Origin of the sequence: Peribacillus muralis (assembly GCF_001645685.2) — a bacterium.
Lineage (GTDB): Bacteria > Bacillota > Bacilli > Bacillales > DSM-1321 > Peribacillus > Peribacillus muralis_A.
In genome coordinates, this window is sequence record NZ_CP017080.1 from 4409883 (window position 1) to 4436068 (window position 26186).

The window sequence follows — 26186 nt, forward strand, 5'->3', positions numbered from 1 at the left end:
GGACTGCGTTCATGGCTCCGGCCTTGCATTAAATAACTTCAGGCCCCTCCTTGCACATAAAAAAGCGAGAGACACTTGGCCCCTCACTTTTCATTATAAAATGGTGATTCCTTTAATCACTACATCCACGGCTGGCTTGTCTCCCGCAACGGTTTCCACGTCAGCAATCGCATCAACGACGTCCATGCCTTCGATGACTTGTCCGAAAACGGAGTGCTTATGGTCAAGCCACGGAGTGCCGCCTTGTTCCAAGTAAGCGCTGATGATTTCCTCAGGATACCCGGCTTGCTTCATTTGCCCGCCCATCCTGCTGTCCACATGCTGTGCTTGTACGACGAAGAATTGGCTGCCGTTCGTTCCAGGTCCGGCATTTGCCATGGAGAGCGCTCCCCGCAAATTGAATAATTGCATCGAGAATTCGTCCTCGAATGTCGTTCCCCAAATGCTTTCCCCACCCATTCCGGTTCCTGTTGGATCTCCGCCTTGGAGCATGAAATCCTTGATGACACGGTGGAAGATGATTCCTTCGTAGTAACCGTTTTCAGCGTGTGTCAAGAAATTTTCCACTGTCTTTGGAGCAAGCTCTGGGAATAGCTTGATTTTAATATCGCCAAGCGTCGTTTGCATGATGACCGCTTTTTCATTTTCCAATACTTCACTTGTTAATTGCGGAAAGTTTGTCATTATATATACCCTCTTTCTTTTTTTTATAAAATGGCGTGCAACTCCATTTTCCCTCTTCATTTGTACACTTTACACGATTTTCGGAAAAAAAGCATCTTTGCAAAATTGAGCAAATTCGCTGTGAAAAATCGGTGTTCTTATGTATCATGAAGGAAGTTAAAGAAAGGTGGTAGGGAAATGTCAGAACAGGATTTTAAAATCGGCGATAAGGTTACCGCGATATATAAAACAGGAAAATACATCGGGGAAGTCACCGATATCAGGCCTGCGGCATATCTTGTTAAAGTGTTGGCAGTCATGAAGCATCCCATGCAGGGAGATCTTCATAACCCGAAGCAAACGGAAGTGTCCATGTTCCATCAACGTCGTGCCCTTGCATTCCGGGAGCAAACCAACGTTCCTAAAAATATGGTCAGGATCTTTGATGGGGATATTCCAGAGTATAAGGAATCTTTAAGCGAAGCTGTCGGGAAAATGAAACGAACCTTAAGCGAAGCCGATACGGAGTGGAATGAAAAAAGCTTGGAGCTCCTCGAAGATCTTACGGCCGATTATTTCAAATAAAGCATGATAAAAGCCAAATCAGTAGTAGATGATTTGGCTTTTATAACGCTAAATGATTCAATACCTTTGATAAATCAATGCGATCGCCAATCGTGGTCGGTTCATGATTTTGCATATAGCTCTTATCCTTCTCTACCAGCTTGAAGATATTATATGTCGTGATTGCATCATCAAGCGCCCTATGATGCTTGCCTGTCCCCTCTTTACCATAGGCCTGTACAGCCTTCCAAAGTCCGGTTTGGTTTTGATCCCCGAAAAAGCGTTTGTACTCCAAGCAAAGATCTGTCTGCTTTCCTGAAAAAGGGAATTTTAACCCGGATTTCTGACAGTTCTGGCGGAGCACCTTCATGTCCATATTTCCCCAAGTCACAATCGTCGTTGGATGCTGCTCATCTATCTTCCTCAATAAAGACACCAGCTCTTCAAATGAAATCCCCCGGTCAACCTGGTCTTGTGTTATATTCAAGAATTTCTTGCACCTTCCCGTTAGGGCTGGAAATGTCAATGGGTTAACAAAAGAAGAAAATTGCTCCTGAATCGTCTCATTCATGACGGAGACTAAACCGACCTCAATGATTTCCGGATAAAAGCCCACTGGATTCGCTTTCCCCTCCGGCATCGTAAATTCAAAATCGATGAATACATATTGCTGTTGCTCGTCCATTTTTATGACCCCCTTCTTATTCCTGACATTTACTTATACACATATATTGTCTTTCTTTTCTCATGAGAGTATTATAACAGAATTTTTAGATAGTTCTTCATTGGATTATGCTTGCCCTTCATCACTCGATTCCGAATCAGGCAGCAACCCTAATTTACCCAAAACTCTTTATTGTCTTCCTTAATTGGATTATGATGGATGAATGGACCAAAAGTACCAGCCCACTCCTTATATTGTCCCAAGGGCATACTAAAAATATATTAGTTAGGAAGTTGAACTATGCGCACGTATCTTGGTTATATCACGATTTTCTTGTTAGTTCCTGTTTTGACCTTATTCATCTTTCTTTCCTATCAAGAATGGTCATCTGCCGAATCTCCTTATCGTGTGCTCGATGAGCGAATTCCCATCGATTCGATCGAACTGGCTCAGACAAGTTACATGACGGCTGCAAATGGAAAAGTGATCAGCGAGCTCTCCGATGGTGGAAAAAGGACTTACCTAAAACTTGAAGATATCCCTCTATTCCTGGAAAATTTATTCATCGTTTCCGAAGATCAAAAATTCTATGAACATGGCGGTGTGGACTTGTCCGGCATAAGCAGGGCGCTTCTTATCAATTCCCAACATGATGCAATAGAACAAGGAGGCAGCACCATCACCCAGCAACTGGCCCGGAATGTTTACCTTAACCACGATCGGACATATAACCGGAAGCTTAGTGAGCTCCTTTATGCCTATCAATTAGAGCGTAAAAAATCCAAACCTGAAATCATGGAGCTCTATTTGAATGCCATCTATTTCAGTAATGGAGCCTACGGGATCGAAGCTGCTTCCCAATTATACTTCAGTAAACCGACTCAGGCTTTATCCAAGGCCGAGCTTGCCTTCCTGGCAGCCATCCCTAATAATCCGGTACACTATAATCCGCTTGAACACTTTGATGCAACGAAAAATCGGCAAGAGAGGCTACTGAAACAAATGGTCGCCGAGGGTGAATTGGAACGGGACGAGTATGATCGGCTTATCAAAAGTACGATCAGATTGAACTTGTCCACCACGGTCGAGTTGTATCCCGATTATGTGACGTATGTTCATCAGGAATTGAAAAATCTGGTGGCATCGTCAGAGGGTCTTTCGAAACCTCTGCAAAGTTCTGATGAAGCTGTGCGTCAGCAGGCGGAAGCCGAGCTGGGTAAAAAGGTAGAAAAGCTCCTACACTCCGGTGTAACCATTCATACCGCACTCGATACAAAACTGCAAACCCAGTCCAAGACTGCCCTGCAAGCGAATATCGGTGGCAATGATATCGAGGGAGCGATAGTGGTTATACAGCATCATACGCACGAGCTTGTCTCTTTGATTGGGGGAAAAGATTATAAAAAAAATTCTTTCAATCGGGCATACCAAAGTTATAGGCAGCCGGGATCAGCCATCAAGCCGCTGCTTGACTACGCTCCCTATATTGAGGAAACCGGAGCTGACATCAATCAGCTTGTAAGCGGAGCGAGCTATTGCAGCAATAGCTATTGCCCTAGGAATTATAGTGGTGACAGCTACGGAATGGTCACGTTAAGGACCGCTTTCGCTCAATCCTATAACACACCCGCCATCCGACTTTTTGAAAAGACGGGCATAAAGAAGAGCTTTTCGTATCTCGATGCCTTCGATTTCAAAAGGATCACCATGAAGGATCACCACATCAGTTCGGCAATAGGCGGCTTCGAATATGGCATGAGTCCGCTCGAATTGACGAATGCCTACACCTCCTTCGAGGACGGACACTACCAGCCAGCGCGGGCGATCATGAAAGTCACCGACCAAGACGGTAAAATCCTTTATAGCTGGAAGGACAAGCCCAGGGAGGTATGGAGCGAAAACACCGTCAGCAAAATGAGGAAGCTCCTACATGAGGTAACGGTGACCGGTACGGGCCGCAAAGCCTACTTTCCTACGGCATATATCGGTGGCAAAACCGGTACGACCAATGATGTAAAAGATATGTGGTTTGTCGGCCAGACCGCAAACTACACGACAGGCGTCTGGATAGGCAAGGACAGGCCAGCCAACCTCCAAGCCATGTATGCACGCTCGCCGCATATGTTGATATGGAAAGACATCAGCCAAACTGCCGAGCAATAAAGATGCATCCAGGTATAATAACGACCTACCAAAAGCCAAATCCATCTGTACCACGGGTTTGGCTTTTTAGCTGCCCTCTGCTTATAAGAGAATGAAAGCCGATTCACGTATCCTTCGATCTCCCATAAGCTAAATTGGGGTGATGAATGTGGTATTGCAAAATCAAATGGATGATTCTTCTTATCATCAAAGATATTTTCGTCCATCTTGTTTGCCAGCTTTGAATTTGCGATTGTCAGATTGGAAATTCTATGAACCTTATTACGAAAAAACTTACGATCAAATCCAGTTGCCTGCTAAATTGACGAAAACCCCTGAAGATACCCTTCTCAACTATTTCAGCCTTTTGCGTGAAGCCGAAAATATTGCTGGGCGAAGCTGCGGAACCATTGGGAATGGACACATTCCCTTTCCGATTGCCTTCAATTTCTTATCAAATAACTATCAAAAAAAATTAAGTTATCAAAAATACCTACATTCCTTTTCCGGGATAGGACATACAAGTTTGATCAAGCTATGCAGAGTGCCAGATGAATCTACGGGCATAAAGTTTTTTTATGAGATTGAAACGATTGAAGCATTTAAAGGCAAAACCACCGAGTATTTTGGCTATGCTTACGGATTTATCCAGCTTGTACACGAACAAACTGGTTATCGGATTTCAGATGTGCAGCAGCTTACGGAGGATTTCCTCTGTGCGCCATACCATGGCTGGGATCAGGATGGGGAATCCATTGTCGATGTGAAATATGGAAATTGGTGCAAGCTGCTCAACAAAAGATATCCCACGATACAAAAGGGTTATGTAAAACATATTTTCTTTCACGGTAACGATGGCGCCGATTATTATTTTATATTCATTACACTTACAAACGGAACCGACATGGAAATAGCCCAATTCCGCAAAATAAATGATGAAAATTGGAAACAAGTGGATATGAAGCCTGAGGAAGAATGTTTAACGGAATAGCTAGGTGGAGTGCAGCGGTCCAGGGATCGTATTACCATTTCCGACTTCAGAACCTTTCCCCAAAAAAGAAGGTGCCTTCATTGGCACCTTTTTTTGTTAGATGGGCAGGCTTGCAACAACGCTGTTGTAAAGCTTCAATCCGGCAAAGGCGACGATGGAAATCAAGGCGGTCCAAACGAAGATCGGAAAGAAAACCAGCCCGACCAACCTCGACAAATTCAGGGTCGGGCTCAATTTATTGACGAAATAAATCAAGGCCACGATATTGGTTGCGATGAAGATCACTCCCAGCCCAATGATGAATTGGACACTGAACAAGGAACACGCAGCGCCAATGACATATATGACCGACGCCCTTCTTACACTGGTCAAAGCTTTTCCTTCCGCATCCTTGGAAAAGAATAATAAGGATAGCTCCATTACAGTGTCGGAAATCAACTTCAATGCGGCAAAAATCATGAAAAAGAGGAGAAGCAACACGATCAGCAATGCCAGCTTTATGCCTGTTTCAGAAAAAAACTCCAGCATTCCTTGGTAGATTCCCAAATTTCCGAACAACTTGAGTATTTGCATCTCCCCATAAATGGCAAAGGAGAGGCTGAACAATAGGATTGATATGATAGGAAAATAGCTTAGTAAATAGGTGTTTTTCATGTTTTCTCCATCCATGCTTCTTTTATCCTATATTATGCAAGATAAACCACGATTTCACAATGGATACTATCCGGACTCCCCTCAAATAATCGTTTGAAATAATTTTTTTTCAGAGCGGGAAGGCTCCTTTTCTACCTATATATAAATCTTCATTTTAGTGGACCCTCCTTGTTCCTAAAGCCATGCAAACCCCTAATAATTGCGTTATACTTTTAATCGGGACACGTAATTATTTTAAAAAATGCATCATTAACGAAGACTGCTTCGCGTCTAGTATTGCGTAAATAAAAGCATAATAAGACGAATGACTTCGAAAAAAAGGGGGGCGTTTATGTCTTTGCTTCATATGGCGGTATTGGCACCGTTTTTATTAGCTCTTATTGTACCGACCTTATACAAACAATTTCGGCAAATTCATACAGGATGGTTTGTACTCATATTACCCATTCTCCTTTTCACTTATTTTTTGAGGTTCATCCCCTTGACCAAACAGGGTGATGTCATAACGGAAAGAGCTGACTGGATTCCATCTCTCGGTATCCATGTCGATTTCTATGTTGATGGACTAGGGCTTCTGTTCGCCTTGCTCATTACCGGCATAGGTTCACTCGTCGTTCTCTACTCCGTTTTCTATTTATCAAAGGAGAAGGAAAGGCTGAATCAGTTTTACGTCTTCCTTTTGCTCTTCATGGGAGCGATGCTCGGTGTGGTCCTTTCGGATAATCTGATTGTTCTTTATTCATTTTGGGAGTTCACCAGTCTCTCCTCGTTTTTATTGATTGGATATTGGAATGAAAGGGAGCGTTCACGCTACGGGGCACAGAAATCCCTGCTCATTACCGTGCTTGGGGGTCTAAGCCTGCTTGGAGGGATCATTCTCCTTTCCATCATGGGCAACACCTTCAGCATACGTGAATTGATCGCACAAAGTGGACAGCTGATGGATCACACGCTCTTCACTCCTGCACTATTGCTCGTCCTGCTTGGTGCATTCACGAAGTCGGCACAGTTTCCATTCCATATCTGGCTTCCTGATGCGATGGAAGCCCCGACACCCGTCAGTGCCTATCTTCATTCGGCAACGATGGTCAAGGCAGGAATATATTTAGTGGCCCGATTAAGCCCTGTATTTGCAGAATCGGGATTATGGCTCTGGCTCGTTTCGATTACCGGGTTGATCACCTTGTTATGGGGCTCGTTCTCGGCAATCAAGCAGACCGATTTAAAAGCGATTCTCGCCTTTTCCACCATCAGTCAGCTCGGATTGATCATGTCGTTGCTGGGGCTGGGCGCGGCAGCACTCCATTATGATTCGATCGGGGAAAATCTATACGTGGCAGCCACGGTTGCAGCTGTATTCCACTTGATTAATCACGCCACCTTCAAGGGCAGCCTTTTCATGGTTGCAGGCATCATTGACCATGAAACCGGGACCCGTGACATCAAAAAGCTTGGCGGATTGATGCAGGTGATGCCGATCACCTTCACCATCGCCGTCATCGGCGCCTTTTCGATGGCAGGCCTTCCGCCATTCAATGGCTTCTTAAGTAAGGAAATGTTCTTGGCCAGCATGGTGAATGTATTGGAGCTGAATATCTTCAATATGGATACATGGGGAGTGCTGTTCCCTGTTATTGCCTGGGTTGCGAGTGTGTTCACATTTATTTATAGCATGATCGTCGTGCTTAAGCCGTTTACAGGCAAATTTCAGGCAAACCTATTGGATAGGAAGCCGCACGAGGCACCGATCGGGATGTTGGTTTCTCCCATCATCCTTGCCTTGCTGGTCATCGTTTTTGGCATTTTCCCGAACCTGCTTTCAGCAACGATCATCGAACCTGCCGTAACTGGCATACAGCCGAGCCTGGCAGCCGATGATTTCCATATCCATATTGCCTTCTGGCATGGGCTCACACCTGAATTATTTATGACGATCGGCATCATCGCAGTTGGGTTCGTGTTATACCTATCACTCCCAAAATGGCAAAAGTCGCTGCAAAGTCTGCCAGAACGCTTGTCCTTGAATGTGCTTTATGATAACGGATTGAGGGGGCTTGAACGATCGTCAGCCTCCTTAATGAAAAGGCTAATGACAGGTTCATTACGGACATATTTGCTATCCATATTCCTATTTTTCATTCTTTCATTGGGCTTTACGATTTATTGGAAGGATGCCTTTACATTGGATACAAAACATTTTGCCCCGATCGGCTTTTACGAGCTAATCGTAGCTGGCATCATCGTGGCTGCAGCGATTGCGATTTTGTTTGCCAAGTCACGTTTAACTTCCATCATCATTTTGGGCGCGGTCGGTTATGCGATTTCCTTGTTTTTCGTCTTACTGCGTGCTCCGGATTTAGCATTGACCCAGCTAGTCATCGAAACGATTTCCGTATCGCTGTTTTTGCTTTGCTTCTTCCACCTGCCATTATTGGCCAGCAGAAAGGAAGAACGGATGTCATTCAGGTTGAATAACGCCCTGGTATCCATTGGTGTAGGCGTCATCGTGACGTTGATCGCCTTATCTGCTCATAGCAATAAACTATTTGATAGCATATCAAGCTACTACCTTGAAAACGCTTATAAGGAGGCAGGCGGGAAAAACGTCGTAAACGTCATTCTCGTCGACTTCCGCGGGCTTGATACGATGTTTGAAATCACTGTCCTTTCCATTGCCGCGCTTGGTATTTTCGCCATGATCAAATTGCGGCTGACAAGGGGGAAAGATCCATCATGAAGCAAAACGACCTGATTCTTCAAACGGTTACGAAGGTCGCCGCCTTCGTCATCCTGCTTTTTGCGGTGGCCATCTTCCTGGGCGGGCATTATTCGCCAGGCGGCGGGTTTGTCGGAGGCTTGATGACTTCAGCTGCCATTGTGCTGCTGCTGCTCGCCTTCGATTTAAAGACCGTCACCGCGATCCTGCCCATTGATTATAAGTTCATGATTGGTGCAGGCTTGCTCATATCAAGCCTGACAGTTGCAGGCGGGCTGCTGTTCGGCGTACCGCTCATGACCCATGCCTACCGTTATATCGACGTGCCCCTTCTTGGGCACATCTCGCTTCATACGGCCGTGCTTTTTGATCTCGGTGTTTATCTTGTGGTTGTTGGTGTCACGATGACCATTATTCAAACGATAGGGGAGAGTGAATAATGGAACTATTAATGGCCATTGTCATAGGAATTTTATTCATGTGCGCGACTTATTTAATGCTTTCAAAAAGCATGATACGAATCATAATCGGTACTGGGCTGCTCAGTCACGGCGCCCACCTGTTGATTTTGACGATGGGCGGTTTAAAAGGCGGCTCCGTCCCATTGCTTAGTGACAAAGCTGCATCTTATGCAGATCCGCTTCCGCAAGCACTCATCTTGACGGCAATCGTCATCAGTTTCGGTGTGACATCTTTTTTGCTGGTACTGGCTTACCGCTCCTACCAGGAGCTCGGAACGGATGATATGGAAGAATTGAGAGGTACGGAAACGAATGAGTAACCTAACCTTCCTGCCTGTTTTATGGCCGCTTTTCACAGGCATCCTCCTCATTTTCCTGGCAAAAAAAATCACGCTCCAACGGTGGATATCACTTTTTTCCTCCCTTATTGGAATCGTAATATCCATGTATTTAGTATTCTCGGTTCATTCCCAGGGGATCTTGACTTTAGGTGTCGGCAGCTGGGAGGCACCTTTCGGGATCGTGATTGTCGCCGACATGCTTGCCGCACTGCTGGTCCTGACGACGAATATCATCGGGATGGCCATATTGCTTTACTCGTTCCGCACGATAGGTGCAGAACGGGAAAGGCACTATTATTATCCCGTTTTTCAATTTTTATTGATTGGCGTGAATGGTGCCTTCCTTACGGGTGACCTTTTCAATCTTTTTGTCTTTTTCGAAGTGATGCTGATGGCTTCGTATGTGTTGCTGGTACTGGGCGGGACGAAAATCCAGCTCAGGGAATCGTTGAAGTATATCATCGTCAACGTGCTCTCCTCATCCTTTTTCGTCATCATGGTCGCGTATCTCTATTCAGTGCTGGGCACATTGAATATGGCACAGATCAGCCAAAGGATAGAAGAGGTCAACCAGCCTGCAATCCTTTCGGTGATAGCCATCGGCTTCTTGATCGTATTCGGTTTGAAGGGAGCGATTTTCCCGCTCTTCCAATGGCTGCCTGGATCTTATTATGCTCCGCCGATTCCCGTGATGGCACTATTCGGCGCTTTGCTGACAAAGGTCGGAATATACTCGATTTTCCGCACCTATACACTCATGTTTTATCATGACCAGGATTTCACCCATACCTTCCTGGCGTGGCTTGCCATCCTGACCATCCTCATCGGCGTCATCGGGGCGATTGCCTATTGGGATGTAAAAAAAATCATCATATACAACATCATCATCGCTGTCGGTGTTATCATTTTTGGCATCTCCGTGATGAATGAGCCGGCATTATCGGGCTCGATTTTATATATCATCCATGACATGCTGATCAAGGCTGCACTCTTCCTGCTGATCGGCATCATGATCAAAATTAGCGGCTCGACTGATATAAGGCAAATGGGGGGCATGATCAAGCAGTATCCCGCCCTCGCCTGGACCTTCTTCATAGCGGCGATATCCTTGGCCGGGATCCCGCCATTCAGCGGCTTTGCCGGCAAGCTTCTGATTCTCCAAGGGGCCGGTAAAGCAGGCGACTATCTTGGAATGGCCATGGTCCTGCTATCAAGCTTGATGGTTCTGTATTCCGTGATGAAAATCTTCATCTATGGCTTCTGGGGAACACCTAAAGCTGATTATCGGGAGGGTGCCGTTCCGGTTAATAAGATGCTTTTCCCGGCCGCATTCCTTGTTGCCATTTCCGTCTTATATGGAGTCGGAACGGAATTCATGTATCCATTCATTTCTCAAGCTGTCGAAACATTATTGAATCCGGATATTTATATCAAAGCGGTTTTAAAGGAGTAGTGCCTGATGTCATTCCAAATTTTACTAAATGCGGTCCTTGCGGTTACTTGGATTTTTTTAAAAAATGAGTTTGATGGGAGCACCTTCATCATCGGATATGTACTGGGGCTTTGCATCATGTTCGTCTTCAGGCATTTTTTCAATGACCGCTTCTACCTAAGTCGGGTGATTGCCGTCATCCGCCTGCTGCTCATATTCGCAAGGGAACTCATTTCTTCCAACATCAGCGTCCTCAAGGTCGTTTTAAAGCCGAAGCTGGATATGCAGCCTGGCATATTCGCCTTTGAAACCATGCTGACGAAGGATTGGGAAATAACGGTCCTCTCGAATTTAATTACCTTGACACCAGGGACGCTAGTGGTTGAAGTATCGGCAGATAATCGGATTCTCTATATCCATGCGATGGATATTGCCGACAAAGCCGAAGCAGTGGACAGCATTAAACATACGTTTGAAAAGGCCATCATGGAGGTGAGCAAATAATGTTCGATTTAGCCCTGAAAATAGCCTTGCTCGGTGCATCCCTATCCATGGTTGGGTTCCTCTATCGATTGATCAAGGGGCCATCCGTACCGGATCGAGTCGTCGCACTTGATGCAATCGGAATCAATCTGATTGCATTCGTGGCGCTTGCCTCGATTGTCATGGATACTGGCGCATATCTGGAAGCGATTCTGCTGCTCGGAATCTTATCCTTCATCGGAACGGTCGCTTTTGCGAAATTCCTTGAGAAAGGAGAGATCATTGAAGATGATCGCAATCGTTGAAATCCTATCCGCCCTATTCCTTTTGATGGGTGTGTTTCTCTTTTTAGTGTCCGCTTTCGGCATCATCCGCTTGCCTGATGTCTATACAAGGAATCACGCTGTTTCGAAAAGCTCGACGCTTGGGATACTGTTCATCCTGATTGGCACGTTGTTATTCTTTTTTCATCAGCACGGCCATTTCGATTTCCGGATCGTGCTTGCCATCATTTTCATCTTCATGACCAGTCCCGTCGCTGGACATTTGATCAACCGCTCCGCTTACCATTCAGGAGTGAAGATGTGGGATCAAAGTGTCCAGGATGATTTGAAGAAGAGACGGTGATATCCTTATCAAGGAAAAAAGGCTGCCCTGGTTACAGGTGCAGCCCTTCTCATTTTTATAAGTGAAACGCAAGATCAATCCGTTAAGAATACTTGATCGCCCAAACGGATCTCACCTGTTCGCAGGACGGACGCATATACGCCAAAGTGATTATTCCTTTGCTTGACGACCGTTTTCAACAAGGAAGGATCTTTATGGGAATCGCTTGGGTCGACCGTTATGATCATGCAGCGTTCGCAATGCCTTTTGATTTCCAGTTCGACGCCATTGCCAATGATGATCCGCTTACCGAACCAGGTTTCTTCCAGAAAGGGCGTTTTGTTCACTAAAGACAGGACTAAATTATGCCTGAACCTCCTGCCATCCATTTCGCTTCCCCAAAGCTTCGTCAATTCACCTATTGAGGCATCACTCACAAGCAATATATGCTCTTCTTCAATCGCCCCGAACGGAATATGCGCGGGAGGATACACAACGGCTTCTGCCTCCCGATCCAGCAACAAATCCATTTCCTCCTGAAAGGCAGCCCCGCCCCAGTTCAGCACTTTTCCATTCGGTGCCTTCACTTTCAATTCAGGGTATGCGTTCAAGGTTTCCGCACCGGAAAAGGAAGCTTGATATCGGACCATATCCGGAACCTGGGTTATCGTTATGAATTTCCCATCCTTGTCCTTAAAGGCATGACTGCGATCGCCATATAACCCATAATCCATCACCTTCGTCTTCTTTACCTGTTCACCCGTGAATGATTTAACCGGATGTCGGGTGATTTCCTGTATAGAGCCAACAAGCATAAAAAAACTCCTTTGCAAACATTTACTGCCAAGCCCGTTTTGGAATCCTTTCTTCCGCTACTTTTGCAAGTCAATGATGGCTAACGTACAGCGAGAAATGCAGATAAGCTGATCCTCCTCATCCCGGATCTTCACGTCCCATACCATCGTTGTCCTGCCGCGGTGGATGATAGTCCCTTCCGCAGTAACGAAACCAGAGCGCACTCCCCTGACATGATTCGCATTGATTTCAAGTCCGACCACAGCCTGTTTCTTCTGATCGACAAGTTGCATTCCCCCAGCGCTTGCAACGGTTTCCGCAAGCGCAACCGATGCTCCTCCGTGCAATAGACCATAAGGCTGCCTCGTTCTTTCATCCACCGGCATCGTGGCTATGATTTTCCCATCACCGTATTCTTTCATTTCGATTCCAAGTGTCCCGATCAACGAGTTATCCATATTGATTTCCAATCCAATCCCCCCGATTCTTTTCGTTTTCCTTCAAATAAATGATATCATTTAAAGCACAATAAATGAATCACGATTCATAATACTGAAAATAAAAAAGGATGACCCGAGTCCATCGAGTCATCTCCATCCATTCATTCTGAGATCAGTTCCTTCAATTCAAACCAGCTTGCAAGTCTCGGAATATCCAACTCCCTGTTATAGGAATTATCGATTGCGTAAACTTTCGTGGGAATATCCAATAAAGTTTCCAGGACAGCCGGTTTATCATCGAAATAATAATCCAGCTCCAGTCTATTGATCGTATGGATCTTTTCATGATCCTTCATGCCGCAGAAAAAATGATCGTCCTTAACCGGAAAGCCGTTCTCGATCATCCAGTTTTTCGTCCGTTCACCATGCTCGGCCTTTCTGGCAGTGATGTAATAAATCTCATGACCGTTTTTTTCAAGCTCCTGGAGCGTTTCCACTGCACCGTCGAAAGCGGGACATGATGAATAATACACTTCCTCAGCAAGACTATTCCACATCTTGCCGCCCGCCTCCTTATCAAGCCCGAATGCTTCATGGATTTCTATCGTCTTTAACGCTTTGAATACCGATAGCTCCACGTTTTCATTCAGCTTTTCATTATAAAGGTGGAACGCAAATTCCCTCAAATTAATCAGGGTATCATCAATATCGAACCCAAATCTCATATCATTCACTCCTATTCAAACATAAGCGGCAAACTGTGATGCGAAGGATAGCTCCTTGTCCACTTGAATGGCTTGCAATCTTTCAATTTCGGCCTTTCTTTCCGGCTCTGCGGCTTTTAAACCAAGGAATTCAGTATCCTCATACAGGATGCATTCCCGGATAAGATCGGCTAATAAATCGGCATCTTTCATGGCGCAGTTCAGCCCGAACGCGCCTGTTGGTGTCATCGTATGGGCAGCGTCGCCCATCAAAGCAATTCCATCCTTGGTCCACGTTTCGCAATAGCTGCTGTGAACATCCAATACTATGAAATCATTCCAGGAGCGAATATTTTCATGCGCACTGTTAACCAATTCAGGAAAGGCCTGCAGCAAATTTTCTATGAATGGCTCAAATGGCTGTTTTCGCAAATGGGAAAAGGAGCCGTGCTCTATATTCCAGCCAATTTGGATGGCCCCTCCTGACTGAGTGAAGAGGGCAACTTGGGAGTCATTGACAAGTGCCATCTTGATTGACGGCTGCCATCCTTTTGGAGCCGGGATTTTTGCCCATAATAAATCATAACCATGATTTTTGATCACAGCTCGTATCCCCGCTTTTTTCCGGACCGTGGAAAATCGACCGTCCGCCCCGATGATCAAAGGACTCTCGACAATGATGCTCTCTCCGCCTTTTCTGACATGAACTCCCGTAAACCGGCCTGTTTCATTCTGGATCAGGTCCGTAACCCTGCTGTTGAGCATCAATTGAAAGCAGTCCAGCTTTTTTGCTTCATCCAAGATAGCTGTAAGCAAATGATTTTGCGGAACATGTATACCAACATGATCGACAGGAATTTCAGGTAAAATCCGTTTCAATAATCGGCCTCCATGCCAATATTCGACTTGGTCCATCCTTAGCAAGCCAAGCTTTTCCACACGCTCGAATAAACCGTGCTTTTTTAGGATGTCCTCGCCTTCCTCGTTCAGGAACTCTCCCCTGAATTCCCTTGACACATCAGAATGCCTCTCAAGCAGGACGACCGATATGTCACGTTTGGCCAAGAGGTAGGCCAATAACGCTCCTCCTGGCCCAGAACCGACTATGCATACATCTGTTTTAACCAACATCCTCATTCACCTGATGTCTATTTTAATTTCGGATAAGCCGTGATGCGGATATCCTCTCCAAACGTGTCCACGCCTGAGAAGGCTACATCCAGCGCTTCATCCATCGTATCCACATTAACTCCAGTAAACGGCGTCAGCGAGTTTCGCCCGCCCAATAGTTTAGGAGCTACATAAATCAAGAATTTGTCGATCAGCCCTGCCCTTAGGAAGGAGGCATTGACTTCCCCTCCGCCCTCTAGCAGGACATCCGTAATTCCCTTGTTATACAATTCCTTCATCAATGCGCTCAAATCGAGACCGTCATCATTTTTTTGAACAAAAATGAATTCCACCCCTTTTTCGCTTAAGACGGCCATTTTATCCCCAGGAGCATGTTCCTGCGTCACGATTATCGTTTTGGCTTTCGACGTTTCAACAACATTGGCATCCAAGGGAATACGCAGTTCACTGTCTAAAATGATCCGGACCGGATTTTTGCCTCCGCCTTCGGGAAGTCTGGTCGTTAGTGATGGATCATCGGCCAGTACAGTACCGATGCCGACAAGGATGGCATCGACCTCATTACGCAGCACATGTACGGAATGACGGGATTCTTCACCAGTTATCCATTTTGAATGTCCTGTATGCGTGGCGAGTTTCCCATCAAGCGTCATCGCGAACTTGGAGATGACAAAAGGACGATTCTTCGTCATATTGTGGATAAAGCGTTCATTCAGACTTTGCGCTTCTTTTTCCATGACGCCAACTTCCACTTCAATGCCTGCATCCTTCAGGATCGCGATCCCTCTTCCTGCAACTTCCGGATTCGGATCTTGTGTAGCCACCACTACCCGACGAACGCCGGATTCCTTTACTAAATTCGCACAAGGAGGGGTTTTTCCATAATGTGAACACGGCTCAAGCGTCACGTAAAGGGTTGCACCCTCTGCATACTCACCGGCCATTTTGAACGCATGCACTTCAGCATGCGGTTCCCCCGCCTTACGATGGATTCCTGTACCGGCAATCACACCGTCCTTGACGATGACTGCCCCCACCACTGGATTCGGATTCGTCTTTCCTTTAGCACTGGCCGCTAAATCCAATGCCAGCTTCATGTAATATTGATCATCAATCATACCGTTAGCACTCCTTATACGATCAAAGTTGGCTTATTCAAGGGAATATGTCCGGACTTCTTGACCTTGGTATCCAAATAGAAGCTATTATCTTCGGTGAGACCGCCCCAAAGAGGGATATGATCCTTTGCCGCAAGTCCATGCTTCATCAAGGCATCCAGCTTTTTCGGGTTATTCGTAATTAATGTCACCGGGTGCTCGCGCAATTCCCGCAACACACGGGTCGCCCCTTCGTACGATCTTGTATCGTCAGCAAAACCTAACGCTTGGTTCGCCTCGACCGTGTCATAGCCTTCCTGCTGAAGCAAATAAGCAAGCGATTTGGAGAATAAGCCGATTCCCCTGCCTTCATGATCAGCCAGGTAAAAAAGGGCGCCGCAGCCATGCTCGGCAATCATCTTCATCGATTGGTGAAGCTGATAGCCGCAATCGCATCGCTTACTGCCAAAAATATCACCCGTATGACAGATGCTATGCATCCGGACGAGCGCATCCTTGGACTCTTTAAAATCGCCATATACCAATACGGAGGACTGTTGTCCAAAAGCCAGGTTGGCCTCCGGAAGCGATTCAAGCACCGCTTCCTTGTCATTATCCGTGCCATCCAGCTCAAGCCATGTATACCATTGGAAAACGGCGGAGAAATCTCCTTGTTCCACAGGAAGGTTAACGGGCCCCACTAAGCATATATCTGCTTTCCCGGGGGTTTTCAGGATACTCATTTTATCTATTAAAATGCTTTTTGTTTGCTCGGTTATTTTCATGATAACATCACCTATTTTTTAATTTATAGTGTGCATACTCCTTACTTTAGGTAAGTAAGTATATTACTATCCACTATACCTGTCAATGAAGCAGTTTACAAATAATAGTGTGTCTTTACGCTAAAATTGATAAGAATGGTTTTTCAGAAAAAGGTTGCCGCCGAGTGGCTATCATATCGCAAGACGTTCTTACATAGTTTAACGTATAAAAAGAAAACAGGTCTAAATACAGACTTACGGAAAGGAAGGAATCTTTTTGGAAGATCACCCTTATTTCCCCTTTGTTCATCATCCGTTCAACGAGCTGGCTGGAAGCATGCGCCCCTTTTCTGCGACCAATCCCGATTTGTTGGTCAAATCGGCGTTGGTCTCGCAGACCTTATTGGTCGATGTGCAAAAAGTCATGAACACTTTAGCGACATCCAAGCCTTTCGCAAACGGGTTGATGACCGCTGCGCAAGCATCGGAAAAAAGCCTCGTGACGGAAATGATCCGGAAGATCGGTCTTAAAAACGAACCTGATATCATGTATAACCCAGATGGAATCCGTTTTGATTTCCATCCGAAAACAGGGGATGATAATTGCCATATCATCGTCAGTCTGAAATGGAAGGATATATGACGGCTGATGCCATTTTGAAAAAACCGAAGCCTATGCTCGGCTTCGGTTTTTGTTCATTTCGCTTCGAAGGTTTCGACCAATAGGGCAAGCGTCCGAGCCATGACACCCGTCGCTCCTGCGGTGCATAATGCAGAGCTGCTGGAGGTTGTCGATGTCCCGGCAATATCCAGATGGACCCATGGAGTCCCTTCGGCAAATTCACCGATGAAAGCGCCGCCCATGATCGCATGTCCGGCCCCGCCAGGTGAATTGTTCAAATCGGCTATTTTACTGTTGCGTACCCGTTCCTTGTCTTTTTCAGTGATCGGCAGCCGCCACATCGGCTCGCCGGCCTCCTCCGAGGCTTTTTGGACCTGCTCATAAAATTCGACGTCATTGGTCATTGAACCCGTCATATCCATCCCCAATGCCGTTATGACACCGCCCGTTAACGTCGCTACATCAATCAGGTAGTCTGCACCATGATGTTTAGCATACGTCATCGCGTCTGCCAAAACGAGCCGTCCTTCAGCATCGGTATTCAATACCTCGATCGTTTTCCCGCTCATGGCAGTGATTACATCATCCGGCTTAAAGGCCTCGCCGCTGATCATATTATCAGTGGAAGGAATGACCGCCACCACATTTTGGTCCGGTCCTAATTCGCCGATAATTTCCATTGCCCCCAATACGGCTGCAGCACCGCCCATATCGGTCTTCATTCCAACGATCCCCGCCTTCGTTTTCAATGAATACCCGCCAGTATCGAAGGTGATGCCCTTACCGACCAAGCCGATAACATCTTTCCACTCATCCTTCCCTTGATACTTCAGGACGATCATTTTCGGTGGTTCGACTGAACCTTGATTGACGGCAAGGAGTGCGCCCATTCCCAATTTGAGCATATCTTCCTTCTCGAGGATCTCGACTTCAAAGCCATAGCGTTCACCCAAAGCGGATGAATAAGCCGCCAAATCCGTGGACGTCAGCAAATTCCCAGGGGTGTTGACCAATGTCCTTGCCGAGTTCGTCGCCCTTCCGAAAATCCGGCCTACATGAAGGGCTGCCCCCACCTCATCTTTATCCGCATCACTATAAACGGTAATCGCTTCGATACTTTTTTCGACCTGGTTCGATTTTTGCTTGTATCCGGCAAATTGGTAGGAAGCCAATTCGAAAGCCTCTGAGAATGCATGCGCAGCATCCAGGGCGTCCAGGTTTTCCGTCGTGAATGTATCCAAGGCGACCGACAGTGTAGTGAGCTTGGATTCCGAAATCGTTTTACGTGCTTTCCCCAATGCTTCACGGAGCGTTTCAAACGTAAGCTCTTTTTCCTTCCCCAAGCCCACAAATACCAATCTCTTTACGCCCAGCTTTCCTAATGTATGTATTTTGGCAACCGTTTTCTTCTTGGAAGAGATTTCACCAGCTTTCACTAACTCCGTGAGCTGGCCGCCTAATTGCTCATCCGCTTCCTTCCCAATGCCCGTGAATTTAATCGGTCTGTCAAACACACCCAGAATCAGGCATTCATCGATCATATCTATATTCAACGCATCTTTTACTGTGAACATTTGCTATCTCCTCCATTCGATTACTTTCATTATATCGAAATCTTCTAAAGTTTTCGATAAAGGCATTCAACAATAATATTATAAAGGATATTGTTTAAAAACGGTTACTTTGGAGTAATAGTATAAGAAAGATCATATTTTATCCTTATCCAGCAGGTAATCGACAGGATTTGATGGAACTAATTAATAAGCGCCGGATACGTTCGCTTATGCAAAGCAGGATTTCTTACTTATATATGGTTTCCCACGTTACTCATAATTAGAAAGAAGGCGGATACTTTTGGAATTATTTCTCAACTTCCCTTTAATCGCAGCATTGATTGCCATTTTCTTTGCTCAATTCATCAAGGTGCCCATTCATTTCATCGCTTTTCGCAAAGTGAACTGGGCCCTCCTTAACTCGACGGGCGGTATGCCGAGCTCCCATTCTGCTGCCGTATCAGCCCTTACCGTTGCAGTAGGGATTGAAACCGGCATGGATTCACCCGTGTTCGCGGTTGCTGCGATCTTTGCCATCATCACGATGTTCGATGCTACAGGTGTTAGAAGGCAGGCAGGGGAGCAGGCCGCCGTCTTGAATCGGCTCGTTACCGATTTCAATACATTTGTCGAGCAAGCAAAAAATTGGCAAAAAAAAGCGGATAAGCAGAAACAGCAACAATTAAAGGAACTGTTGGGCCATAAGCCAATCGAGGTATTTTTTGGAGCCTTGACCGGTGTATTCATTGCACTTGTGCTTCACTTTTTCATTTTCCAAGGGTAGGTGATACAGTTGAAAATAATCTCGCTTTGCCCCAGCAATACGGAACTATGCACATATCTCGGAATAGAGAATCAGCTGATCGCCATCGACGACTACTCCGATTGGCCTGAATCCATTCAGCACCTTCCGAGAGTCGGGCCGGATTTATCGATCGATATAGATCATGTGGAGTCATTGAAGCCTGATTTGATATTGGCCTCACTAAGCGTACCCGGCATGGAAAAAAATATCGAAGCATTAAAAAAACGGAACCTTCCCCATATCGTCTTCAATCCACAATCACTTGAAGATATCGCCGATGATTTGCTGACGTTGGGGGAGGCTATCGGCCTTAAGGCTGAAGCTGGGAAACAAGCAGTTACATTCAAGGATACCATCCTTAGCTACCAAGACATCGCCGATAAAATCGAGACGAAGCCCTCCCTATATTGGGAGTGGTGGCCAAATCCCCTATTCAGCCCAGGGGGAATTAACTGGTTATCCGAAATCAGCCGTCTGGCCGGAGGATATAATCTTTTTGAAGACGTGAACATGGCCAGCATCCAAGTCACTGCCGCTGAAGTGATAGAAAAGGATCCAGACCACATTTGCTTGGCATGGGTCGGGGTTCCTTTACGAAAAGTGAATCCGGGGCTCGTCAAAAAACGGAAGGGCTGGAGCGATATGAAGGCAGTTCGCACTCATAACATCCACATCATGGAAGAACCGTTATTCTGCCGTCCTTCCCCCCGTTTATTGGATGGATTGTCCAAACTGGCCAAGACCCTCCACCCACAAGCATACAATCACTTAGAGTGATGACAAGGAAAAGGCTGCCCCTCGAGGCAGCCTGCACGTTTTATAGCTTTTACATGAAAGACACCAGGCCTTCATCCATCGCTTCTTTAAAAGGCAAAGGATGATACATGCTTGTTCAACGCTTGTTCGTTGATCTTTTGCTTGAATACCTGCTTGATCTTCGTTTCATTCAACTTGCTTAGCTGTTCCTCCGACAACTCGCCAGTCCCTTTTTGCACAACATATACCTTCAGGGTTTTCTTACCCCAATTGTCATACACATCCTGTACCGTTTCATAATAGAGGTCAAGGTGATTCCCTTTGATTGCTCCCCCCTTGTCGGCTACCACTCCATAGCCATAGCCGGGAATCCATAGGATCGTTCCTAGCGGGAAGATAGTAAGATCCGCGGCAATGGTGGAGAACACATCCCGTTTCACCTTCACTCCCGAGTACGTAATCCCATAAGAAGGGCTTTCCGGGTATTTTCCGGTTGATTCATAGCCAGCTGTGTACCCTGTAGCCAGCACTTCATGCTTAGGATACTTCAAAAGCTCGATACCTTCCTCTATCGTCGCTGGTACATTGCTTCTGGACGCGGATGCGACTAATGTTGCCACCTGCTCCCCCTTATGGATGGTTTTATATTCGAGACCAAGCAAACGATGCTGTCTCATCGTCGCTTCAAATGGGTCAACTTCAGCAGTAGCCCCAAAAACATGATTTAAGGTTGAGTCGATGGCCAAGATAAATAATATGATAATAGCAACCCTCAAAAATAATGCCTTACACATCTTCATATGTATTCATTCCACTCCTCTCACAAAGATATTAGTTCCCTTTCCAGAGAGAAAGTATTCATAACCAGGCAAAACAACCTTTTTTCGGTATAAAAAAAGGACCGTCCATGAAGACGATCCACCTCGATCAAAACATTTGATATCCTTTTTTTCTTAACGTTTTAATAACCACACCAGCTAAAACAGCACCAAGCAATCCACTTGATAAAATAATGATATCTGCCGTATGCAAGGACGTGAGATTCGTTCCAAGGCTTGAAAAGGACACTCCCGGGTTTCGGAAATATTCGATCAGCTTCGTTTCATTGACAATGACGATGAAGACGATCGGAAATAAAATGACCATGATCCACGATGATCGAAAGAGCATATTGAGCAAAAAGCCAATTCCGAAAAACAATATGAAAAATAAGAGTATTGAGATAATTAAAACGGGCAATGGCATGTTCTTCTTGACCCTCCTTAAAAGCGACACCTTTAGTTTACTGAAAGAATAAATGCCACGTCAACGACTTAATGTCAAAAAATGCCGAAGTAAAGAGATTTACCCATATCACATGAACAATTTATACGATGTATAACCGAAATGATCGCCCGGATTCAATCCATCAAGCATCGTCTGCATCCGTTCTTTTTTGAAAGCCAAGAGCTGCTCCAATAATATAGATTGCTTTCCCTCCTGTATCAATGAATCAGGATCATAAAACCTGGCTTCATACAATTCATCCGATTGAGCGGTGACTTCAAAGCTGAGCGGCTTAAGTAAGAACACCAGCATGTTATCACTGATCTCACCTTTGATGACCCCGCTTCTCACACCTACCATGCCTTCGATTTCCGCATGAATGCCCGTCTCCTCCAAAACTTCCCTTACAACAGCCTCATCGACGGTTTCATCATTTTTGACAAAACCTGCCGGCAGTGACCATTGCCCTTTAAGCCCGCCATACCTTTTGTTCACGACGAGCCATTCGCCTTTATCCGATATCACAAGGCCGGACACTGCCAGCCAGACATTTTTGCATCGTTCCACCAATCTCCACTTCCCCTATCTTCGTTTTAAACCCACCACTTTAACCAAATCTATGGATGCCATGAAAAGCCATTCAGAGACAAACCCCAAATGGCTTTTTTGAATATGGACCCAAAATCAAAGAATGTTGAACTTCCCTTTTTTAGCGACCAGGGAAGGCCCGCCAATCAGCAGCAAGGCTCTGTTATCGACCATTTTCTTCAAGAAGGAGGCGGTCTTTCCCGTAACCTTCTTACCGAATACAACGCCAATTGCATTGTCATCACCAAGTGAGCATACCGTTCCTTTGTTTTCGAAGGTGAACGTTTCAAGGTCACTTTCGTTACGGACCAATTTAGTCAGGTTCTTCGCAATGACCTCTCCCTGCTGCATGGCGATTTGTGCAGTAGGAGGATATGGACGGTTGATTTCTTCGTTGATGATCAGAGCGCAATCACCCACGATGAAGATATCGTCATGCCCGGGAGCACGCATATCAAGGTTCACTTTAATACGCCCGCGCATCGCTTCGAATCCGGAAGCCTCGATCACGGAGTTCCCGCGTACACCAGCTGCCCAGACCACGGTACCCGCTTTGATTTCTTCCACTTCATCTTCGCCTTTTGATACGATGATGCCTTCAGGCGTCGCCCCCTTGATGGGAGTGCCGATTTTGAATTCAACACCTTTTTTCTCAAGGTAGGAAACAGCATAGTCCACCAGCTCCGGATCGAAACCGGGAAGGACGGCTGGTGCGGCCTCCACACAATACATGCGCACCTTCTTGAAATCAATGTCATATTCTTTGCATAGATCAGGGACACGGTTTGCCAATTCCCCAAGGAATTCAATACCCGTAAATCCGGCTCCTCCGACAACGATCGTCAAGCGGTCCTCATTCTTTTCTGCCTCAGAGCTGTACGTGGCGAATTGCAATTGAATATGATCACGGATTTCACGTGCAGTGTTCACATTGGAGATAGAGAAAGCATATTCCTTCAGCCCTTGGATTCCGAATGTTTCCGATTCAGGCCCAAGCCCGATCACTGCGTAATCATAAGCGATCTCACCATTTTCAAGAACGACTTTTTTATCCTCCGTCTTCACTTCCAAAACGGAATCTTGAATGAATGATACCTTGCTGCCATTAATGACACTTTTGATTGGGTAGCGGACACGATCATGGTGAAGCGTTCCGGCTGACGCCTCATGAAGCCATGTCGTTTCGTAGTGATAATCATTTTTGTTGACTAATACGATTTCTGCTTCATTTTGCCCTAGTGCCTTCTGCAAGCGAGTTACGGTCATCAACCCACCATAACCTGCACCTAAAACAACGATAGTTGGCTTTTTCAAAAGAATTCGTCCACCTTTACGATATTTTCTTGTGCTGCTTTCCATAATTAACATCTATTTTCCATCTTATTAATCTACATTATAAAAAGCACTCTTATACAATTGTGACTCATTTCACGTAACCCTTCATACATGTAATTACATGATAAGTAAATATTAGTCTTTTTTCGTATTTTTTTCAAGTAACAAACGCGCCTTTTCAAGACCTTCCACCCCTGAAATGAGCCTATTTTAACAGGCTCAGCCTCGGATATTTTCAAATCGCCTAGAGCGAGGGACCAGGCCGTTTTGGATGGCCGCCGAGATAATAGTCGAAACTTTCCAACTCTTTTCCCGTTTTTTCAAAGTTCATCTATGGTAAAATAAGAGAATAAATTTCAGCAAACCTAGTATATCGGAGGGATAACGTTGGAAGTTAATGAAAAAGTATATGATATCACCATCATCGGCGGAGGTCCGGTTGGATTATTCACCGCATTTTATGGCGGAATGAGGCAGGCTTCCGTAAAAATCATTGAAAGCCTTCCACAATTAGGCGGGCAATTGTCAGCCCTTTATCCTGAGAAATACATCTATGATATAGCTGGTTTCCCTAAAGTGCGCGCACAGGAGCTAGTGAATAACTTGAAGGAACAAATGGCAAAATTCGAACAGACCATTGTCCTGGAGCAAGCCGTGCAAGACGTGGAAAAACAAGCCGATGGAGTCTTCAAGTTAACGACAGATAAAGAAATCCATTATTCCAAAACCATCATCATCACAGCTGGTAATGGCGCTTTTCAACCTCGCCGCATTGAAATTGATGAGGCGAAAGAATATGAAAGCAGCAACCTTCATTATTTCATCGACGATCTCAATCATTTTGCAGGCAAAAAAGTCGCCGTTTTCGGAGGCGGGGATTCCGCAGTGGATTGGGCCCTCATGCTGGAGCCGATCGCTGAAAAGGTAAGCATCATTCACAGAAGAGATAAATTCCGTGCCCACGAACACAGCGTGGAAAACCTTGAAAAATCAAAGGTTGAAATACTGACTCCATACATACCCGCGGATTTAATTGGCACTGAAGGACGGATCCATACCGTTGCCATCAAGGATCCAAAGGGTGAAGATACAGAAACGCTGGAAGTGGATGCAGTCATCGTCAACTACGGCTTCGTTTCTTCTCTCGGCCCCATCAAAAATTGGGGACTCGAGATCCAGAGGAACAGCATCTTGGTCAATTCGAAAATGGAAACCAATATTGCCGGAATTTACGCTGCCGGTGATATTGCAACATATGACGGCAAGGTTAAATTGATTGCGAGCGGCTTTGGCGAGGCGCCAACTGCCGTCAATCACGCTAAGCAATATATCGACCCAAAAGCAAAGGTCCAGCCTATGCATAGCTCCTCCATGTTTTAATATGCGCAATACAAACCAAAAGGTTTCGGAATGGTCTCCCTTCCGGAACCTTTTTTATCTTGATTTAGAACATAACTTCGGAATTATTCATCCAGAGTGAAATGCAACCCAACTCCAAACCTTCCAAAACTGTGGACAATCAAAATATTCATCTTCATTTTCACGCATAGTGGAATGGAACGGAGGGTGCGACACTCCTGCGGGAAATGCGGTTATGGAGAGACACCACAGGCGGGCGCATGCGCCGAGGAGGCTCCACGACCGTCCGCAAAAAGGGAGCGCCTGCAGTGAAATGGAACGTTCAAAGTACTCCACCATAAAACTGTGGGCAATCAAGATTCCCTCTTCGTTTTGCCCCTAATTTCCTCTTAAATCCCGCATGTTATCCCCAATTGCAAGCCTGTGGATAACCTTCTTCCAATAGTTGTCCACAAGTGCTTACCCTCAAATTGTAAAGGGTAATGAATAGAAGTAGATCAGAAAAGGAGAATGCACATATATGAATATTTTAATTGCAGGAGCTAACGGGACGACCGGAAGGATGATCATTGAAGAATTATCGAAAAATCCAGAAATGGATGTATACGGAATGATCCGGAAAGAAGAACAGGCTCAAACGATAAAAGAACTAGGCGGGCATCCTGTTCTGGCAGACTTAGAAGGAAATGTGGATAAAGCAGTGGATAACATGGAAGCCATCATCTTCGCAGCAGGCTCTGGACCAAAAACGGGGCCAGACAAAACGACGGCTGTGGATAAACTGGGAGCCATTAAACTGGTCGATGCCGCCAAAAAGAAAGGAATTGAGCGTTTTGTCATGCTTAGCTCCGTCGGTTCTGATCATCCAGAACAAGCTCAAGACGAAATGCGCCACTATCTTGAAGCAAAGCATGATGCCGATGAACATTTAAAGGCAAGCGGACTGACTTACACCATTGTACGGCCGGTTGCATTGACCAATGAACAGGGTTTAGGCAAAATCTTTGCAGAACAAAAAGTGGACCATACCGATCAATCGATATCAAGAGCCGATGTGGCCACCGTTCTGGCCCAGTCGGTCACAGAGAAAAGTACATTCAATAAGACATTCGAGATTTTAAGCGGTTCATTGCCCATTAAGGAAGCATTGACTACCATGTAACGCAGGAAAAAAGCAGGAATAGTGATAATCAGTAGGCAAACGAGTAATACTCGCGTTTGTCTACGTCTATTTCCATACCTTTTCGTCCTTCC

At 45.6% G+C, this 26186-nt stretch carries 29 protein-coding genes; 15 read left to right on the top strand and 14 right to left on the bottom strand.

What is annotated here, in order from left to right; genetic code table 11:
- Positions 1 to 93 precede the first annotated feature (93 nt).
- Entirely contained in the window at positions 94 to 684 is a 591-nt protein-coding gene (locus ABE28_RS21435) for a peptidylprolyl isomerase (RefSeq protein ID WP_064464308.1), read from the bottom strand.
- 177 nt (positions 685 to 861) lie between these two features.
- On the opposite strand from ABE28_RS21435, the gene ABE28_RS21440 reads away from it, so the two are divergent.
- Positions 862 to 1248, top strand: a complete 387-nt coding sequence (locus tag ABE28_RS21440; RefSeq protein WP_064464310.1) for a kinase-associated lipoprotein KapB — start codon at positions 862 to 864, stop codon at positions 1246 to 1248.
- Between the two features lie 40 nt (positions 1249 to 1288).
- Here the strand turns inward: ABE28_RS21440 and kapD are convergent, their stop codons facing one another.
- Positions 1289 to 1912: a 3'-5' exonuclease KapD gene (gene kapD, locus ABE28_RS21445; RefSeq protein ID WP_064464312.1), complete on the bottom strand. Its 624-nt coding sequence runs from the start codon at positions 1910 to 1912 to the stop codon at positions 1289 to 1291.
- Positions 1913 to 2191: 279 nt separating this feature from the next.
- Here kapD and ABE28_RS21450 point away from each other — a divergent pair, with 279 nt between their 5' ends.
- Positions 2192 to 4054 carry a transglycosylase domain-containing protein gene (locus ABE28_RS21450; RefSeq protein ID WP_064464314.1) on the top strand — a complete coding sequence of 621 codons (1863 nt, stop codon included), beginning with the start codon at positions 2192 to 2194 and terminating at the stop codon, positions 4052 to 4054.
- Positions 4055 to 4202: 148 nt separating this feature from the next.
- Positions 4203 to 5024, top strand: coding sequence for a hypothetical protein (locus ABE28_RS21455; protein WP_064464316.1), 822 nt, complete (start codon positions 4203 to 4205; stop codon positions 5022 to 5024).
- A 96-nt stretch (positions 5025 to 5120) separates the two neighbouring features.
- On the opposite strand, the gene ABE28_RS21460 is transcribed toward ABE28_RS21455, so the two are convergent.
- On the bottom strand, positions 5121 to 5693 hold the full coding sequence (locus tag ABE28_RS21460) for a YufK family protein (protein ID WP_257390657.1): 573 nt from the start codon (positions 5691 to 5693) through the stop codon (positions 5121 to 5123).
- 316 nt (positions 5694 to 6009) lie between these two features.
- Here ABE28_RS21460 and ABE28_RS21465 point away from each other — a divergent pair, with 316 nt between their 5' ends.
- Genes ABE28_RS21465 through mnhG form a run of 7 tightly spaced genes read left to right on the top strand, consistent with a single transcriptional unit; the run spans position 6010 to position 11738 of the window.
- Positions 6010 to 8415, top strand: a complete 2406-nt coding sequence (locus ABE28_RS21465; RefSeq protein WP_064464318.1) for a Na+/H+ antiporter subunit A — start codon at positions 6010 to 6012, stop codon at positions 8413 to 8415.
- Positions 8412 to 8834, top strand: coding sequence for a Na(+)/H(+) antiporter subunit B (locus ABE28_RS21470; protein WP_064464320.1), 423 nt, complete (start codon positions 8412 to 8414; stop codon positions 8832 to 8834). Before ABE28_RS21465 ends, ABE28_RS21470 begins: the two co-directional genes overlap by 4 nt.
- Entirely contained in the window at positions 8834 to 9175 is a 342-nt protein-coding gene (locus tag ABE28_RS21475) for a Na(+)/H(+) antiporter subunit C (RefSeq protein WP_064464321.1), read from the top strand. Before ABE28_RS21470 ends, ABE28_RS21475 begins: the two co-directional genes overlap by 1 nt.
- On the top strand, positions 9168 to 10649 hold the full coding sequence (locus ABE28_RS21480; RefSeq protein ID WP_064464323.1) for a Na+/H+ antiporter subunit D: 1482 nt from the start codon (positions 9168 to 9170) through the stop codon (positions 10647 to 10649). Before ABE28_RS21475 ends, ABE28_RS21480 begins: the two co-directional genes overlap by 8 nt.
- A gap of 6 nt (positions 10650 to 10655) precedes the next feature.
- The gene (locus ABE28_RS21485) at positions 10656 to 11132 is read left to right on the top strand and encodes a Na+/H+ antiporter subunit E (protein WP_064464325.1); all 477 of its coding nucleotides are present in this window, start codon (positions 10656 to 10658) and stop codon (positions 11130 to 11132) included.
- 47 nt (positions 11133 to 11179) lie between these two features.
- Positions 11180 to 11416: a Na(+)/H(+) antiporter subunit F1 gene (locus ABE28_RS21490; RefSeq protein WP_373921361.1), complete on the top strand. Its 237-nt coding sequence runs from the start codon at positions 11180 to 11182 to the stop codon at positions 11414 to 11416.
- Positions 11400 to 11738, top strand: a complete 339-nt coding sequence (gene mnhG / locus ABE28_RS21495) for a monovalent cation/H(+) antiporter subunit G (RefSeq protein WP_064464329.1) — start codon at positions 11400 to 11402, stop codon at positions 11736 to 11738. The genes ABE28_RS21490 and mnhG overlap by 17 nt, the downstream gene beginning before the upstream one ends.
- 74 nt (positions 11739 to 11812) lie before the next feature.
- Here mnhG and ABE28_RS21500 read toward each other — a convergent pair whose 3' ends face one another.
- From ABE28_RS21500 to ABE28_RS21525, 6 genes are all read right to left on the bottom strand, one after another.
- Positions 11813 to 12532, bottom strand: coding sequence for an MOSC domain-containing protein (locus tag ABE28_RS21500; RefSeq protein ID WP_064464331.1), 720 nt, complete (start codon positions 12530 to 12532; stop codon positions 11813 to 11815).
- Positions 12533 to 12589: 57 nt separating this feature from the next.
- Entirely contained in the window at positions 12590 to 12970 is a 381-nt protein-coding gene (locus ABE28_RS21505; protein WP_064464383.1) for a hotdog fold thioesterase, read from the bottom strand.
- A gap of 143 nt (positions 12971 to 13113) precedes the next feature.
- Entirely contained in the window at positions 13114 to 13677 is a 564-nt protein-coding gene (locus ABE28_RS21510) for a 5' nucleotidase, NT5C type (protein ID WP_064464333.1), read from the bottom strand.
- A gap of 15 nt (positions 13678 to 13692) precedes the next feature.
- Complete coding sequence (locus ABE28_RS21515; RefSeq protein WP_064464335.1) at positions 13693 to 14787, bottom strand: FAD-dependent monooxygenase; 1095 nt, start codon at positions 14785 to 14787, stop codon at positions 13693 to 13695.
- 17 nt (positions 14788 to 14804) lie between these two features.
- Positions 14805 to 15905: a bifunctional diaminohydroxyphosphoribosylaminopyrimidine deaminase/5-amino-6-(5-phosphoribosylamino)uracil reductase RibD gene (ribD, locus tag ABE28_RS21520; protein ID WP_064464337.1), complete on the bottom strand. Its 1101-nt coding sequence runs from the start codon at positions 15903 to 15905 to the stop codon at positions 14805 to 14807.
- Between the two features lie 14 nt (positions 15906 to 15919).
- Complete coding sequence (locus ABE28_RS21525; RefSeq protein ID WP_064464339.1) at positions 15920 to 16669, bottom strand: GTP cyclohydrolase II; 750 nt, start codon at positions 16667 to 16669, stop codon at positions 15920 to 15922.
- Between the two features lie 256 nt (positions 16670 to 16925).
- Here ABE28_RS21525 and ABE28_RS21530 point away from each other — a divergent pair, with 256 nt between their 5' ends.
- Positions 16926 to 17291, top strand: a complete 366-nt coding sequence (locus ABE28_RS21530) for a YuzC family spore coat inner layer protein (protein WP_064464341.1) — start codon at positions 16926 to 16928, stop codon at positions 17289 to 17291.
- Between the two features lie 53 nt (positions 17292 to 17344).
- Here ABE28_RS21530 and ABE28_RS21535 read toward each other — a convergent pair whose 3' ends face one another.
- On the bottom strand, positions 17345 to 18844 hold the full coding sequence (locus ABE28_RS21535) for a leucyl aminopeptidase (protein WP_064464343.1): 1500 nt from the start codon (positions 18842 to 18844) through the stop codon (positions 17345 to 17347).
- Between the two features lie 280 nt (positions 18845 to 19124).
- On the opposite strand from ABE28_RS21535, the gene ABE28_RS21540 reads away from it, so the two are divergent.
- Together ABE28_RS21540 and ABE28_RS21545 are read left to right on the top strand one after the other, a co-directional pair.
- Positions 19125 to 19607, top strand: coding sequence for a divergent PAP2 family protein (locus tag ABE28_RS21540; protein WP_064464345.1), 483 nt, complete (start codon positions 19125 to 19127; stop codon positions 19605 to 19607).
- Positions 19608 to 19616: 9 nt separating this feature from the next.
- Positions 19617 to 20405 (top strand): cobalamin-binding protein, encoded by a 789-nt coding sequence (locus ABE28_RS21545; RefSeq protein WP_064464346.1) that lies wholly within the window; start codon positions 19617 to 19619, stop codon positions 20403 to 20405.
- Between the two features lie 86 nt (positions 20406 to 20491).
- Here ABE28_RS21545 and ABE28_RS21550 read toward each other — a convergent pair whose 3' ends face one another.
- From ABE28_RS21550 to ABE28_RS21565, 4 genes are all read right to left on the bottom strand, one after another.
- Positions 20492 to 21184: a 3D domain-containing protein gene (locus ABE28_RS21550; RefSeq protein ID WP_064464348.1), complete on the bottom strand. Its 693-nt coding sequence runs from the start codon at positions 21182 to 21184 to the stop codon at positions 20492 to 20494.
- 127 nt (positions 21185 to 21311) lie between these two features.
- Entirely contained in the window at positions 21312 to 21629 is a 318-nt protein-coding gene (locus ABE28_RS21555; RefSeq protein ID WP_064464350.1) for a YuiB family protein, read from the bottom strand.
- 108 nt (positions 21630 to 21737) lie between these two features.
- On the bottom strand, positions 21738 to 22220 hold the full coding sequence (locus ABE28_RS21560) for an NUDIX domain-containing protein (RefSeq protein ID WP_064464352.1): 483 nt from the start codon (positions 22218 to 22220) through the stop codon (positions 21738 to 21740).
- 114 nt (positions 22221 to 22334) lie between these two features.
- Positions 22335 to 23552, bottom strand: a complete 1218-nt coding sequence (locus ABE28_RS21565) for an NAD(P)/FAD-dependent oxidoreductase (protein ID WP_064464384.1) — start codon at positions 23550 to 23552, stop codon at positions 22335 to 22337.
- Positions 23553 to 23960: 408 nt separating this feature from the next.
- Between ABE28_RS21565 and ABE28_RS21570 the strand changes: the two genes are divergently transcribed.
- Both ABE28_RS21570 and ABE28_RS21575 read left to right on the top strand, forming a co-directional pair.
- Entirely contained in the window at positions 23961 to 24953 is a 993-nt protein-coding gene (locus ABE28_RS21570) for an NAD(P)/FAD-dependent oxidoreductase (RefSeq protein ID WP_064464354.1), read from the top strand.
- Positions 24954 to 25452: 499 nt separating this feature from the next.
- On the top strand, positions 25453 to 26094 hold the full coding sequence (locus tag ABE28_RS21575) for an SDR family oxidoreductase (protein WP_064464356.1): 642 nt from the start codon (positions 25453 to 25455) through the stop codon (positions 26092 to 26094).
- Positions 26095 to 26186: the final 92 nt, after the last annotated feature.

What these genes read in the sequence shown, in the direction of transcription:
- ABE28_RS21435 (WP_064464308.1), bottom strand. Translation starts at nt 684, where the DNA reads ATGACAAACTTTCCGCAATTAACAAGTGAAGTATTGGAAAATGAAAAA.
- ABE28_RS21440 (WP_064464310.1), top strand. Translation starts at nt 862, where the DNA reads ATGTCAGAACAGGATTTTAAAATCGGCGATAAGGTTACCGCGATATAT.
- kapD (WP_064464312.1), bottom strand. Translation starts at nt 1,912, where the DNA reads ATGGACGAGCAACAGCAATATGTATTCATCGATTTTGAATTTACGATG.
- ABE28_RS21450 (WP_064464314.1), top strand. Translation starts at nt 2,192, where the DNA reads ATGCGCACGTATCTTGGTTATATCACGATTTTCTTGTTAGTTCCTGTT.
- ABE28_RS21460 (WP_257390657.1), bottom strand. Translation starts at nt 5,693, where the DNA reads ATGGATGGAGAAAACATGAAAAACACCTATTTACTAAGCTATTTTCCT.
- ABE28_RS21465 (WP_064464318.1), top strand. Translation starts at nt 6,010, where the DNA reads ATGTCTTTGCTTCATATGGCGGTATTGGCACCGTTTTTATTAGCTCTT.
- ABE28_RS21470 (WP_064464320.1), top strand. Translation starts at nt 8,412, where the DNA reads ATGAAGCAAAACGACCTGATTCTTCAAACGGTTACGAAGGTCGCCGCC.
- ABE28_RS21475 (WP_064464321.1), top strand. Translation starts at nt 8,834, where the DNA reads ATGGAACTATTAATGGCCATTGTCATAGGAATTTTATTCATGTGCGCG.
- ABE28_RS21480 (WP_064464323.1), top strand. Translation starts at nt 9,168, where the DNA reads ATGAGTAACCTAACCTTCCTGCCTGTTTTATGGCCGCTTTTCACAGGC.
- ABE28_RS21485 (WP_064464325.1), top strand. Translation starts at nt 10,656, where the DNA reads ATGTCATTCCAAATTTTACTAAATGCGGTCCTTGCGGTTACTTGGATT.
- ABE28_RS21490 (WP_373921361.1), top strand. Translation starts at nt 11,180, where the DNA reads ATGGTTGGGTTCCTCTATCGATTGATCAAGGGGCCATCCGTACCGGAT.
- mnhG (WP_064464329.1), top strand. Translation starts at nt 11,400, where the DNA reads ATGATCGCAATCGTTGAAATCCTATCCGCCCTATTCCTTTTGATGGGT.
- ABE28_RS21500 (WP_064464331.1), bottom strand. Translation starts at nt 12,532, where the DNA reads ATGCTTGTTGGCTCTATACAGGAAATCACCCGACATCCGGTTAAATCA.
- ABE28_RS21505 (WP_064464383.1), bottom strand. Translation starts at nt 12,970, where the DNA reads ATGGATAACTCGTTGATCGGGACACTTGGAATCGAAATGAAAGAATAC.
- ABE28_RS21510 (WP_064464333.1), bottom strand. Translation starts at nt 13,677, where the DNA reads ATGAGATTTGGGTTCGATATTGATGATACCCTGATTAATTTGAGGGAA.
- ABE28_RS21515 (WP_064464335.1), bottom strand. Translation starts at nt 14,787, where the DNA reads ATGTTGGTTAAAACAGATGTATGCATAGTCGGTTCTGGGCCAGGAGGA.
- ribD (WP_064464337.1), bottom strand. Translation starts at nt 15,905, where the DNA reads ATGATTGATGATCAATATTACATGAAGCTGGCATTGGATTTAGCGGCC.
- ABE28_RS21525 (WP_064464339.1), bottom strand. Translation starts at nt 16,669, where the DNA reads ATGAAAATAACCGAGCAAACAAAAAGCATTTTAATAGATAAAATGAGT.
- ABE28_RS21535 (WP_064464343.1), bottom strand. Translation starts at nt 18,844, where the DNA reads ATGTTCACAGTAAAAGATGCGTTGAATATAGATATGATCGATGAATGC.
- ABE28_RS21550 (WP_064464348.1), bottom strand. Translation starts at nt 21,184, where the DNA reads ATGAAGATGTGTAAGGCATTATTTTTGAGGGTTGCTATTATCATATTA.
- ABE28_RS21555 (WP_064464350.1), bottom strand. Translation starts at nt 21,629, where the DNA reads ATGCCATTGCCCGTTTTAATTATCTCAATACTCTTATTTTTCATATTG.
- ABE28_RS21575 (WP_064464356.1), top strand. Translation starts at nt 25,453, where the DNA reads ATGAATATTTTAATTGCAGGAGCTAACGGGACGACCGGAAGGATGATC.